This window comes from Bacillus sp. FSL H8-0547, assembly GCA_038002745.1.
Taxonomy (GTDB): domain Bacteria; phylum Bacillota; class Bacilli; order Bacillales; family Bacillaceae; genus Bacillus_P.
In genome coordinates, this window is sequence record JBBODD010000001.1 from 165111 (window position 1) to 178702 (window position 13592).

Annotated in this window: 14 protein-coding genes and 1 pseudogene; 2 read left to right on the forward strand and 13 right to left on the reverse strand. The window is 42.6% G+C overall.

What is annotated here, in order from left to right:
- Positions 1-12: 12 nt before the first annotated feature.
- The 13 genes and pseudogenes from MHB63_00855 to MHB63_00915 form a co-directional block, all read right to left on the reverse strand.
- Positions 13-474: a GNAT family N-acetyltransferase gene (locus MHB63_00855; GenBank protein MEK3805135.1), complete on the reverse strand. Its 462-nt coding sequence runs from the start codon at positions 472-474 to the stop codon at positions 13-15.
- Positions 450-1343, reverse strand: a pseudogene (locus tag MHB63_00860) (NAD(P)-dependent oxidoreductase). Before MHB63_00860 ends, MHB63_00855 begins: the two are co-directional and overlap by 25 nt.
- A gap of 18 nt (positions 1344-1361) precedes the next feature.
- On the reverse strand, positions 1362-1862 hold the full coding sequence (locus MHB63_00865; GenBank protein MEK3805136.1) for a hypothetical protein: 501 nt from the start codon (positions 1860-1862) through the stop codon (positions 1362-1364).
- On the reverse strand, positions 1859-2332 hold the full coding sequence (locus MHB63_00870; protein ID MEK3805137.1) for a hypothetical protein: 474 nt from the start codon (positions 2330-2332) through the stop codon (positions 1859-1861). Before MHB63_00870 ends, MHB63_00865 begins: the two co-directional genes overlap by 4 nt.
- A gap of 59 nt (positions 2333-2391) precedes the next feature.
- The gene (locus tag MHB63_00875) at positions 2392-3177 is read right to left on the reverse strand and encodes an SDR family oxidoreductase (protein MEK3805138.1); all 786 of its coding nucleotides are present in this window, start codon (positions 3175-3177) and stop codon (positions 2392-2394) included.
- Between the two features lie 109 nt (positions 3178-3286).
- Entirely contained in the window at positions 3287-4315 is a 1029-nt protein-coding gene (splB, locus tag MHB63_00880) for a spore photoproduct lyase (protein MEK3805139.1), read from the reverse strand.
- A gap of 142 nt (positions 4316-4457) precedes the next feature.
- A complete protein-coding gene (locus MHB63_00885) occupies positions 4458-4700 on the reverse strand; it encodes a transcriptional regulator SplA domain-containing protein (GenBank protein ID MEK3805140.1) in 243 nt (80 codons plus the stop codon).
- 38 nt (positions 4701-4738) lie between these two features.
- Positions 4739-6277, reverse strand: a complete 1539-nt coding sequence (locus MHB63_00890) for an ATP-binding protein (protein ID MEK3805141.1) — start codon at positions 6275-6277, stop codon at positions 4739-4741.
- Between the two features lie 117 nt (positions 6278-6394).
- The gene (gene ptsP / locus MHB63_00895) at positions 6395-8110 is read right to left on the reverse strand and encodes a phosphoenolpyruvate--protein phosphotransferase (protein ID MEK3805142.1); all 1716 of its coding nucleotides are present in this window, start codon (positions 8108-8110) and stop codon (positions 6395-6397) included.
- A complete protein-coding gene (locus tag MHB63_00900) occupies positions 8110-8376 on the reverse strand; it encodes a phosphocarrier protein HPr (protein MEK3805143.1) in 267 nt (88 codons plus the stop codon). Before MHB63_00900 ends, ptsP begins: the two co-directional genes overlap by 1 nt.
- A gap of 99 nt (positions 8377-8475) precedes the next feature.
- Positions 8476-10575, reverse strand: coding sequence for a glucose-specific PTS transporter subunit IIBC (gene ptsG, locus MHB63_00905; protein ID MEK3805144.1), 2100 nt, complete (start codon positions 10573-10575; stop codon positions 8476-8478).
- 223 nt (positions 10576-10798) lie between these two features.
- Positions 10799-11641, reverse strand: a complete 843-nt coding sequence (locus MHB63_00910; GenBank protein ID MEK3805145.1) for a transcription antiterminator — start codon at positions 11639-11641, stop codon at positions 10799-10801.
- 83 nt (positions 11642-11724) lie between these two features.
- Positions 11725-12108, reverse strand: a complete 384-nt coding sequence (locus MHB63_00915; protein ID MEK3805146.1) for a hypothetical protein — start codon at positions 12106-12108, stop codon at positions 11725-11727.
- A gap of 137 nt (positions 12109-12245) precedes the next feature.
- On the opposite strand from MHB63_00915, the gene MHB63_00920 reads away from it, so the two are divergent.
- Positions 12246-12671 carry a hypothetical protein gene (locus MHB63_00920; GenBank protein ID MEK3805147.1) on the forward strand — a complete coding sequence of 142 codons (426 nt, stop codon included), beginning with the start codon at positions 12246-12248 and terminating at the stop codon, positions 12669-12671.
- Between the two features lie 105 nt (positions 12672-12776).
- Positions 12777-13574 carry a Cof-type HAD-IIB family hydrolase gene (locus MHB63_00925; GenBank protein MEK3805148.1) on the forward strand — a complete coding sequence of 266 codons (798 nt, stop codon included), beginning with the start codon at positions 12777-12779 and terminating at the stop codon, positions 13572-13574.
- Positions 13575-13592: the final 18 nt, after the last annotated feature.

Sequence of the window (13592 nt, forward strand, 5' to 3'; positions counted from 1 at the left end):
CGGCTGTCTTTTTTATGTCAAGGGCATTTTCAGGCGGACCATATCAAGACATGGTATTCCATTTTCATAAATTGGCTTATCATAATGATCCAGGAAGTAATTCTTGATAATTCCGTCTAACCTGAAGCCGCACTTTTGATAAAGGGCCAGCTGGTCAAGGCTTGAATTGCCTGTACCAATTTCAAGAAAAGTAAAACCTTCAGTTTCCCCTTCCTTTTTGGCACGTGCCAGCAGTTTCTTTGCAATTCCTTTTCTCCGGAATGCATTATCAACTGCAAGATTCATCACTTCTAATGATGTGGATGAACGTTTAACGAGAACCAGTACACCAGCCGTCTGTTCTTTATGTTCTGCCAAAAAAACGAGGCTCTTATGAAGATACTTTTGAATGGCTTTTTCCTCAGGATCTGCTTCAAGCAGCAGGTGCATTGGAGCAGATTCCCCGCTATTCAGTTTTCTGATGGTGATTTCCATAACTTGTACAGAGCCTGTGTTCCGCTCTCGGCTTCCCCTTTTTCTGAAAGCTCCGTATACAGCTTGTGGGCAAGTGCGAGGCCAGGCACCTCCATTTTCATTTGTTCAGCCTCTTCAATTGCAATGCTCATGTCTTTCAGAAAATGTTTGACATAAAACCCAGGTTCAAAATCTTCCTTCAGCATTCTTGGTGCAAGATTGCTTAATGACCAGCTTCCCGCAGCACCTGCTGATATGCTTTTCAGCACATTTTCAGGATCAAGACCTGCTGAATGCGCATACGCAATCGCCTCGCTAACCCCGATCATGCCGGCTGCAATTGCAATTTGATTACACATTTTAGTATGCTGTCCGCTTCCTGCAGGCCCCTGGTAGACAATATTTTTTCCAATAATAGAAAAAATCGGCAAACACGCTTCAAATGCTTCCTTATCTCCGCCGGCCATTATGGACAGTCTAGCCTCTTTAGCACCTACATCTCCGCCTGAAACAGGTGCGTCGATTGCGTAAATCCTCTTTTGCTTCGCCAGTTCGTAGATGCGTATGGCAAGGCTCGGCTTAGAAGTTGTCATATCAATTACGTAGCTGCCGCTTTTTGCAGCATTTAAAATTCCATTATCTCCCAAATAAAGCTCTTCTACATCTGATGGATATCCAACCATCGTCATAACGACATCAGAGTTCCGGGCAAGCTCTTCTGCTGTCTCTCTCCAGACCGCCCCCTCTTTAATCAGATCATCCGCTTTTTCTTTTGTTCTCGTATAAATGGAAACAGAGTAGCCTGCCTTCAGCAAATGCATGGCCATGCTTCTGCCCATTACGCCCGTTCCGATGAACCCTATACTTTGTGTCATACATCTCTCCCTCTCTTTTTCAGCTTCCTCTTTTTATATAATGGAAGACTTTTCTTTCAGCTTATCATATTCCTTCATGACAAAATGAAAAAAGATGATAAAGAATGTCTGGATGTACAGGTAAATCGGAAATGAATATTGCATTTTGTACCCTTTGCCAAAATCAAAGATTCCGACTTGAACGGCAACCCATTCATAAAACACCGAAAACATTGACCAAAGAATGATGTATGGGATTGTCAGAATACCCCTGATTCGAAAGTGCTGATAAATAAATAGAAAAAAGTAACCGAAAAATCCATACATGCTGTAGTAAATAAAATCCCACACTTCGAAGTTCGGCGAATCATTGACATCATATATGTCGTAGGGCGGAATAGCTAATATGTGATCTGCAGTCAGCCCGATAAACGCACTGAACGTAAAAATAAGAACGGTAACGCCTGCCGGAAACTTTTTCGGGAGCTTTGCCATGATCAGGAGAGCAGCAGCAATGGTAGCAAGAATATAAAGCTCATTTTGCATGCCGTTCATCTCATCGTCACTCCCCTTTTCAATACCGGCCTGAATAAAGTCAGGGCAATAATTCCTGTCAATAGCAGCAGCGGAGTGTGGATAAGCGGGATTGCCCATCTGTTTTCAACATACTTCATGACTTGGAAGTACATGCAGAGCTCCTCCATTCCGACAACAATGCCAAATGATGCAGCTAAAAGAAGGAATTTGCCAAGAATGCTCCTTACATTTAATAACAGATGGAGAATAAGCAAAAACAAAAGAGGGATAATCAGGACTCTTTGTAAAATTAAGACGGTAAATCCCTCTGGCGTTTCATACGGTACCGCCCACCTCAGGTTTTCAGTAATAATTGAGCAGAACATATTATTCATAATTGAAGTCGTCAAAAAAATAAATACTGACTCAATCGGGTTGCACTTTTTAGGCATATACACAAAAATGTGAACCAAAAGCCAGATGATAATTGCAGCGAGAACGATCGCCATCCATAGAAGCCACCTTACCTGTTTTATCTATGGCTTAGTTTACTTCAGCGGCTGGTGTTCTATACGGATTTAACCATTCCTCCGTCAATCAGCTGGGTCTGACCCGTCATATAGGTATTTGCATCTGACAGCAAAAAGAGAACATAGGCTGCAAATTCTTCCGGCGTACCATACCTCCCCGCTGGAATTTTCTTTTTGTTTTCCTCTTCTGCGTCTTCAGCACGAATACCGAGCCGCTCTGCTGCCGCCTGATCAAGGGAGGCTGTCCGATCCGTCGCAATTCTCCCCGGTGCTGCCGTATTAATCAGAATCTGATAAGGTGCAAGCTCGGATGCAAGCGTCTTTGTGAGGCCGACAATACCCAGCCGGAACGTATTGGACAGTACAAGTCCCGGGATTGGTTCTTTAACAGAAGATGAGGCGATATTAACAATCTTGCCTCCTTTTCCTCTCATATAAGGAAGGACCGTTCTGATCAGTCTGACATGGCTCATGACGTTCAATTCGAAAGACTTTTGCCAGTCTTCATCTGTCATCATTTCAAATGTGCCTGTCGGCGGGCCTCCTGCATTGTTAACAAGAAGGTCTATTGTTCCAAAGCGTTTCGCTGTCTTCTCTACAAGCTGCACAATTTCCTCTCCATTTGAAAGATCGCATGCTTTGTATTCAATTCTGCCGGATGCTTTTTTGGAAATCTCTTCTTTAACCCTGTGCAATTTTTCAGGGTCTCTGCTGGTAATCATGACGTTAGCGCCCTCTATTGCAAGTGCCTCGGCAACAGCTCTTCCAAGTCCCTGGCTGGATGCTGCAACAAGTGCCGTTTTCCCCTTAAAACCTAAATACATCTTCAGCACCTCTTCCTGATTTATCTTCTCTTTTATAGTATCAGGATATGGACAGGAATGCCTTATTTGAGATTTAAAACCAGAAAAAACAGAGAAAGCCTCTGTTTTTTCAAGTGAAATATTCAATTTTTGCATTCGGAAAAAAGTCATCGATATAGCTCTCAAGCGTATCTCTTAATTCGGCTTCTTCATCTTTTTGATAAATATATTTTCCGATTCCATATCTTCCCCACTTATAGCGGCGGTCATCTTCTTTCATTTCCAGTTTTGACTTAGGATAGTTTTTTTGAATAACACGCTTGGCAGGTTTTGTAAACCTGTGCTGAATCATCTCAAAGGTTATATCCTCTCTTGCTTCCGGCGGCAGCAGTTCATCAAGTTTTGTAAAGAGTTCTTTATAGCCTTCCTGCCATCCCTCGTGGATATAGATTGGCGCAACTATGAATCCGAGCGGATATCCTGCCTTGGCAACTTTAACTGCAGCTTCAATGCGTTTATCAAGCGGCGATGTTCCAGGTTCAAAATTCCGGATGACATAATCAGCATTAATACTGAACCGAAATCTCGTCTTCCCTTTGTGATCGGCATCCAGCAAGTGATCGACATGGTGAAATTTTGTCACAAAACGCAGGCGGCCCATATCAGTGTTTCCAAAAAACTCAATGGCCCGTTTAAGTGAATGTGTCAAATGATCAATTCCGACGATATCAGATGTACAGGAGGCTTCAAAACGGGTCATTTGCGGCGCCCGTTCTTCCATGTATTCCTGAGCCCGCTGAAAGATTTCGTCTGTATTCACGTACGTTCTGATATAAGGCTTAGATCCCATCGTCGTCTGCAAGTAACAATAATGACAATGCCCCATGCATCCTGTAGCAAGAGGTATGGCATACTCAGCAGATGGCTTTGATGAATCAAAGTCCAATGTTTTTCGGACTCCGACGACTAATGTTGATTTCGCATTCCGGTATTTCTGAAGATCGTTCTTGCCGGGAATATTGCGCACCTGATTATGTGAAGTTGTTTCCCGTATTTCAAGACCCATCTTTTCAAATTTTTCTTTCAGCTCCACTCCAAGAGGGTATTCAAGTGCCCTTGGTTCGATATAGACGAGCTGCGGCACGAATGGTTTCACTATGCTGTCACTTCCTTCTGATTAAAAGCGGTATGTTAATAAGGTTTGTCTTTCAAGGAGTTCATATCCTTTTTAAATATTTCCTAAAACAGCATAGGGCTTCCGCGTCTTTTTAAACATAAAAAAACTCCGTATAAACGGAGTTTTACTCGTATTGCTCGTAATCAAACAGCTTGTTGTACATCTCTTCTGCATCTGAGTATGAAGGGAAAATCGCGTCTTCTTCGTCAAGTAAATGGTATGAATCATGGATAAACAAAGCTTTTTGTCCGGGCTCTGTCGGATGATCGACTACTTCTGCCTGCTGAATATTTGCTACATTTGCTGCATGGGGGTTTCGGTAGATCACATACACCTTATCGCCTGCTCTGACATCTTTTTTCTCCATTTTACATCACCTTTCAATCTGGTTGATGCAGTTAGTTTTTACCCATTTCCAGAAAGTGATGCAGGAAAAGTCGCCGTAACCGTCGTACCTGAACCTTTTTGGCCCGATATGGCAAGTGTTCCGCCATGCTGGCGAATAATCTTTTCAGTAATAACAAGACCGAGCCCTGTCCCTTTTTCCTTTGTTGTAAAGAAAGGCTTGCGGATCTGAGTAAGCAGATGTTGGGGTATCCCCTCGCCCTCATCCGTGATTATTACTCTGATGCAGTCTTTATCAGCACATGCTTCAACCAGGATCTTTCCGCCGCCTGACATTGCATCAAACGCATTTTTTAAGAGGTTGATCAGAACCTGCTTAACTTGATTTTCATCACCCTTTACCGGGAGCTGTTCTGCGCTGCACTTGAACTGAATGCCGATATTTTTAAGGGCACTTTCCGTTTCAAAAAAACGGATGATGGACTGGATGAGTTCTTTCATATTCATTTCTTTCTTGTACACAGCCTGAGGTTTTGAAAGGATTAGAAACTCACTTACGATACTGTTCATCCGTTTCAGTTCCTGAAGCATGATCTTTGTATAGTGCGGGTCAATAATGTCTTTCTTTTCATCCATCATTTGCAGAAAACCCTGAATCACCGTCAGCGGATTTCTGATCTCATGGGCAACGCCCGCAGCCATTTGACCCGCTACCTTCAGTTTTTCATGCTGAAAAAGGGCAAGCTCTTCTTCTTTTTTCTCTGTAACATCGCGTATCATTTCGCAATAGGCAATCAATTCTCCTGAAGGATTATAAAGAGGTGTAGTCGTCACTTCGACTTCTATGGTCTTGCCGGATTTCGTTCTGTCTCTCCTTGAACTGACGCCTGATTTTTCTGCTGAATGAAATGGAAAGAGACTTCCTGCAATTTCCTGATTGCTCCAGCCGTAAAGGTCTGTAAACGCGGGGTTTACATCTTTTACCGTTCGCTCAGGATCAATGATCGCTATGGCGTCATGACTTTGTGAAAAAACAAGGTCAAATTTCGCCTCAGTTGTTTTCAGGTTTCTTGACACCTTGTCGTTTTGCCGCTGGACTTTTTCCCATAGGTAATTTATATATTTGATGTAGTAGAACAGAATAACAACAATGATGATTGCAAAAAAGACATAGTACATGACATCTATTTTTTCAAACGAAGACGAGATGATTTCATAACCGTTCAGAAAAAAATAAAACTGGCTGCAGATGGTGACTGCACCTGTTATGAAGACAACCTTCAGATTTTGAAACACGGCGCTGAAAATGACTGGGAAAAGCAAAAAAATAAAATTCACTATATATGGATCTGTGTAGTTTAAGGCAAATAAATAGCAATAGATAAGCCCGAGGGAACTCCAGACAAAAAAAGAGTCCTTCTTTATAGACCTTAGAAGGAAGGTATAGCACAGGAGGATGCCGGCAAAGATCAAAACGATCGGAAAATATTTATAGCTTCTTTCAATGACTAAAATAAAGAGCGCGTCCAAAATAAAGATGACCCACATGGACTTCAGCAGGAGTTTTTTTCTCAAATCTTGATTTTCTATCCGGTTCACTAAAGCTTCCCCATTTCTTCTGCATTCGTGACTATTTTACCACAATTTACTCAATTAGTGGAAATGGGGAAGAAAAAACACAAATAAAAAGACCTGCCGCAGCAGGTCTTTTCAAACTCACACGTTGAATTTCGCTTTAACAAATTCAACTACTTCTTCTGTTGTGCTCATGGAAAGGATTTCTTCTTTAAAACTTGCAGCTTCTTCTTTTGAAAGGTTCTTAATTAAAGAACGTGCCGGAAGAATTGAAGTAGCACTCATTGAGAACTCATCAAGTCCAAGACCGAGAAGAACCGGAATCGCTAAAGGATCTCCTGCCATTTCTCCGCACATGCCAACCCATTTGCCTTCTTTGTGAGCAGCTTCAATGACAAGCGTCACAAGACGAAGAATAGCAGGGTTATAAGGCTGGTACAAGTATGAAACGCGTTCGTTCATACGGTCGGCAGCCATCGTGTACTGGATCAGGTCGTTTGTTCCGATGCTGAAGAAGTCAACATCTTTGGCAAACTGATCTGCAAGCACGGCAGTTGAAGGAATTTCAACCATCATGCCGATTTCAATTGTTTCTGAAACCTGAACGCCTTCACTTACAAGCTTTGCTTTTTCTTCAAGAAGAATGGCTTTAGCTTCTCTGAACTCATCCACTACCGCAATCATCGGGAACATGATTTTCAGGTTGCCGAATGTGCTTGCACGAAGCAATGCACGCAATTGAGTGCGGAAAATTTCCTGTTCTTCAAGGCAAAGACGGATCGCCCGGAAACCAAGGAAAGGATTCATTTCTTTTGGAAGGTTTAAGTATGGAAGCTCTTTGTCTCCGCCAATGTCAAGGGTGCGGACAACAACAGGCTTGCCTTCCATGCGCTCAAGCACAGCTTTGTATGCTTCAAACTGCTCATCCTCTGTCGGAAGCTGGTCGCGGCCCATGTATAGGAATTCAGTACGGTAAAGACCGACAGCTTCTCCGCCGTTTTCAAGAACTCCGCGAACATCGTCAGGAGTTCCGATATTGGCTGCAAGCTCAACATGCTGTCCGTCTTTTGTAACGGTTTCTTCATTAACAAGCTTCGCCCACTCGGCTTTTTGCACTTCGTATTGCGCTTTTTTCTTTTCAAAGCCTGCAATCACTTCTTCAGAAGGATTGACGACTACATCTCCGTCAATTCCATCCACGATAACAATGTCGCCATTTTTAATGTCAGAAGTGGCTTTTTTTGTTCCGACTACTGCCGGAATTTCCATTGAACGTGCCATGATGGCCGAGTGTGATGTTCTGCCGCCGATATCTGTCGTAAAGCCAAGAACATACTGACGGTTAAGCTGTGCAGTATCTGATGGTGTAAGATCTTCGGCAATGATAATCACTTCTTCAGAAATCATGCTTGGGTTTGGAATTTCAACGCCAAGAAGATGGCCGATTACGCGTTTTGTCACGTCACGGATGTCCGCTGCACGCTCTTTCATGTATTCATTGTCCATCGATTCAAACATGCTGACAAACATGTCTGATGTTTCTTTCATTGCAAATTCAGCGTTGATTGATTCGCTGCTGATTTTATCTTTTACAGGATTAAGCAGTTCCGGATCGCTGAGCACGAGAATATGGGCTTCAAAAATTTCGGCTTTATCTGCACCAAGTTCTCTGAATGCATGCTCTTTGATTTGTTCAAGCTCTGCTTTGGATTGTTGGATAGCTTCTTCAAAGCGTGCAGTTTCAGCTGCTTTATCTGCAACCTCGCGCTTTGATACTGTAAGATCTGGTTCTTCTAGTCGGTAAGCTTTTGCAATCGCGATCCCAGCTGAAGCTCCAATCCCTTTAAGTTCAGTCATTATTCGCCTAAACCTTCTTTTTTCATTGTTTCTTCAAGAGCTGCGATTGCATCGTTTTCATCTGAACCAGCTGCAGAAATTGTGATTTCTGAATCCTTGGCGATACCAAGAGACATAACGCCCATGATTGATTTTAGGTTAACTGTTTTTCCGTTATATGCTAAGTTCACATCAGCATCAAACTTGCTTGCCGTTTGAACAAGCACAGTTGCCGGACGTGCGTGGATACCTGATTCTGCTGTTACTTTGAATGTTTTCTCTGCCATAATTAATCAATCTCCTTTATAGTTAAATAAAGCTAGTACACAATACCTTATCATAACAGCCGCATCACATGGTTGACAAGTGATGCGGCTTAAGTTCATTTATTTTTCGATTGAAATGATGTGCTCCTGGCCAGCTTCAACGCTGCCTGAAGACTTAATCACAATCGATTCGCCTTCGTTTAAGTTCGTGAAGACGATCGGCGTCATGATAGACGGTGCGTTTTGTTTCACGAAATCAAGGTTCACTTCAAGAAGTTTTTGGCCTTTTTTAACTGTATCCCCTTCTTTTACGAAAGCTTCAAAGCCTTCACCCTTCAGGTTTACAGTGTCAATGCCGACATGAATCAGAATTTCATTCCCGCTCTCAGACTCAAGGCCGATTGCATGTTTTGTAGGGAAAACATTCAGGATTTTTCCGTCAACCGGAGAAACAATTGTTCCGTTTGAAGGAGTAATCGCAATTCCGTCACCCATCATTTTGCCTGAGAATACTTGATCAGGAACTTCTGTAATCGGGTGAATCTCACCTGTAATAGGTGAAACAAATGAGAATTCCTCTACATCATTTTTAAGCGGGCCTGGTATAACGTCCTCTACCTGTTCTTCTACTTCTTTTTCAGGTGATGCAGGTTTTGCCGGACGAGGCGTTTTGCCTGCCATTACATCCTGGATCTGTGATTTCAGGCTGTCTGATTTAGGGCCGTAGATAGCCTGGATGTTGTTTCCAACTTCAAGTACTCCTGCAGCTCCAAGACGCTTAAGACGGTTTTTGTCTACTTCTTTAACGTCATTTACAGTCACGCGAAGGCGTGTAATACACGCATCAAGATGCTTGATGTTTGAGCTTCCGCCAAGTGATTCAAGGATGTTGTATGGAAGGTCGCCTGCAGCTTCCGTTGTTCCGCTTGCATCTTCATCATCCTGTTTGTCCTCGCGGCCAGGTGTCTTCAGATTGAATTTGCGGATCGCAAAACGGAATCCGAAGTAATAGATCAGCGAGAATACAAGACCCACTGGAATGACAAGCCACCAGTCAGTACGGTTTGGAAGAATTCCGAACAGGAAGTAGTCAATAACCCCGCCCGAGAATGTCATTCCGATTTTTACGTTCAGAATATGCATCGTCATAAAGGACAGACCTGCAAAGACTGCGTGAATCGCAAACAAAATTGGAGCTACGAAAAGAAATGAAAACTCAAGCGGTTCAGTGATACCCGTCAGGAATGACGTTAATGCGGCTGAACCCATGATGCCTGCAACAAATTTTTTGTTTTCAGCTTTTGCTTCATGATAGATCGCAAGTGCTGCAGCAGGAAGACCGAACATCATGAACGGGAATTTACCTGTCATAAATGTTCCAGCTGTCAGTTCAGCGCCATCTTTGATCTGTGCCATGAAGATACGCTGATCTCCGCGCACGATTTCTCCGGCCTGCGTTGTGTAATTTCCAAACTCATACCAGAACGGAGAATAGAAAATATGATGAAGACCAAAAGGAATAAGAGAACGCTCGATTAAACCGAAGACGAATGCTGCCAGTGTTTTGTTGGATTCCAGAAGGCCTGTTGAAAAGGCATTAAGTCCTCCTTGAACCGGCGGCCAAATAAACAGCATAACCAAACCAAGAACAACAGCTGACACAGCGGTCATAATCGGTACAAAACGTTTACCTGCAAAGAAACCTAAGTATTGAGGCAGTTCAATGTTAAAGAATTTGTTGTACATGTATGCACCGAGGACACCGACGATAATACCGCCGAAAACCCCGGTCTGTAAGGTCGGCATTCCAAGCACCCTTGCATATTCAGGATGCAGCTGCTGGAAGAATTGCGCAAGCTCTACAGCGTCACTTGGAATTTTTCCTGTTTGAATCAGAACTGCACTCATTGTAGCGTTCATAATTAAGTATCCGATAATGGCTGCAAGACCAGCAACACCATCACCGTTAGCCAGTCCAATAGCAACACCTACTGCAAAGAGCAGCGGAAGGTTTGCAAAGACAATGTCCCCTGAAGACTCCATTACTTTAGCAATCAGCTGGATGATATCATTTGTCAAAAATGGCACTTTTGATGTTAATTCCGGGTTTTGCATCGCATTACCAAATGCCAGCAGGATCCCTGCAGCAGGAAGGATGGCAACCGGCAGCATAAGTGCTTTACCAATTTTTTGGAGAACTCCAAATAAATTTTTAAACATGTTTTAACCTCCTTGAGGAATAGTTTGTGTAAGCAGCAACCAAAAAAAACATGAAAGCAAATTACAAGCGTTTACATTTAAATCCCAAAAAGAACGCAAAAAAAGCATGGTGCAACAAGGACATCCGCACTCAAAGGGTATACTTCCCCTTATGGGCGGTTTCAACACGTACTTGTTCACTCATGCCTGATCGTATCAGTAACACGTAAGGTACTTTTTAAGATTAAGTTTTGTTTGTTAAACGGTATAAATGGAGGGTAAGATACACAGCCTCAGCTTCATATACCGGTTTTTTCAAGAATTGCTGCATTACTTTGATCATTTTCCAAGATGTATTGTAGCACAGCGGATATTCTTTTTTCAACAGTAAAGCAAATTTTTCTGGCTCTTCCACACTCTCACCTGATAAAACCCTTTCAATCGTATACCGCAAATGCCTGACAAGCCTCATATAATTTACGCTGTCCTGATTCACTTTCAGCTTCATGGAATCCTCGATGACGCCGATCAGCTGGCCGATCAGCTGTGAAAATTGATTCACATCTGAGATTGGTTTATTCGTGATGGCACTGTGAATGTGCAGGGCAATAAACCCAATTTCCCCTACCGGCAAGTCCACTTTAAGCCGGTCATTGATCATATGAACAACTTCCTCTGCTATCATGTACTCATTTGGATAAAGGGTTTTGGTTTCGGTCAAAAACGGATTTTTAATATCCATCCCTTTTTGCAGGCGCTTAATGGCAAAAGTTATATGGTCAATAAGCGCGATATGAATATGTTCATTGAGGGGGAGCTTTACCTGTTCTGCGATATAGTGAATCACATCGCTCACTACCTCAATCATATCTTCATTTACAAAAGGCAGTAGCATTTTAAATTGCTCTTGTTCCTTCTGATTTTTAAGCACAAACATTTTTTCATAGGATGTTTCTTCAAGCCTGTCCCCGCGTTTACGGCCAAATCCAATCCCTTTGCCGATCAGCACGACTTCCTCAAACGAATCGTGCTCGGCAATCAGCACATTATTATTCAGTACCTTTTTTATTGTAAAGGACTCCTCCACGAAATCCTCAGCTCCTTTTATCTCTCAATGCTTCATATCGTACTAATAATGTCATATGCAGTCAACTGCGAAGAGCCTTGCCGTTATTTATCTTCCGGTGTATACTCTGTTTTTTCAAAATCCTCTTTGTTTCCTACGAAAAAAAAGGCTTCTCCTTTATTCTCATCTCCGGCTGACGCGCCGTGGATCATCTTCCCTTCTGAAAGCTCTTTGCGTTTTCCCTCTTTATCCACGTAATAATACTTATTGGAGGCCCATCCATCATGAATATCTTTTTCCTTCACTTCTGCATGCCCCTCTTCGGACACTTTATATTCTCTCTCGCCTTCCCCTTCGGAAGGCTCATTGTGAACGGTCACCCAGCCAGTAAAACCTTCAGGAATCAAAAATGTCCGCTGGCCCTGATCTGCCTGTTTACATCCTGTTAAAAGGGATAACGCCAAAACGAAAATAAATAGTTTTCTCATTAAAATCACTCCTTCAATATCATGACTATTCGTTAGGATTGGCCATTCATGTAAATCTATCCTCCTGTCCGCCTTCATGAAATTACTGCCAGAAAATAATCTGCGATATTGGGGAAAGTACAAAGGAGGTGTTCATCATGAAAAAACAAATCATATGCTTTTTATCAATCTTCTTCCTTATAGCCCTGCCTGCAGTCAAGGGATATGCAGAAGTAAAGGAAGTGAAAGTAATTGATGTAGAGACGGGCGATGTTGTAAAGACTGCTCCTTCTACTGACTACTATTCAAATGAGTTGAAGAAGGCTATTCAATCAATGAAAGGCATTACTGTAAAAATAAATCCGCTTCCTAAAAAAGGATATCTGGTGCTCATTCAGCCTGTTATGCCATTTAAAGTGGAAAATAAGTGGTTCAATGGCATCGTATCAGAAGGTATGATCGTATACAGCAAAGAAGACGATCCCCGCCTGATCTTGTTTACAGATGAAAACAAGCCGCTGTTCTTTGAAATAAACTACAGTCCTGAGAACATGATTAAAACCCTTGGAGTAGACCAGCCCTGAAAAAGAAGACAGCTTACAAAAGACCATTTAATTGCAGCCGCAGCAATGTCTCTTTAAAATAAACCAAGTGTTATGCTTTTAATATTGAAAGGGAGGAACTCCGGCATGATTAAGTTATTTGTAAGTGATCTCGACGGGACACTGCTGGATCACCAGAAAGAAGTTTCGGAAAAAGACATTGAAGCCTTAAAGCAGCTGAAAAAATCAGGTGTGGATATATGCCTTGCTTCTGGACGAATGGATGTGGAGATTGGGGAGATCTTAACGAAAATCGGTGAAAAATACCACCGGATCAGTCAGAACGGAGCCTTTATCAACACTGACAGCGATGAATCGCTGCATGCTCTTACTTTTGAAAGTGTGATTGCACACGAAGTGTTTGAAGTTGTTCGATCTGAAGATTTTATTACAATTGTCGCAGACTACAGCACCAATTATACAGAGCGGCGGAATGAAGCCGTGACAAGCATTGAATCCCGGATGTTTGCTCCCATAACAGAAAATGAACAATTGGCTGAAGGGATAGGCAGGGATATTAAAGCTTCAAAGATCTCCATACTTGGTGAGTATGAGTCCCTGCTGCCCCTGCAGAAAAAACTCCGCGAGAGCTATCCTGATACAATTGAAACGTACATATCCGACAGGCAGTGCCTGGACATTATGCCGAAACATATCAGCAAAGGAAATGCGCTTCACATGCTGATCGAGCACCTTGACATTTCGCCTTCGGAAATTGCCTGCATCGGCGATTCTTTTAACGATATTCCCATGTTCCGCTTAACCCCGTTCAGCTTTGCTATGGAAAATGCGCTGCCTGAGGTAAAGAAAGAAGCCGCCTATACTGCAGCTTCTGTCGGGGATGCGATTTTAAAAGTGCTGGAGATCAATGATAATAAGGGATAACGGCAAAAAAGGCGAGAT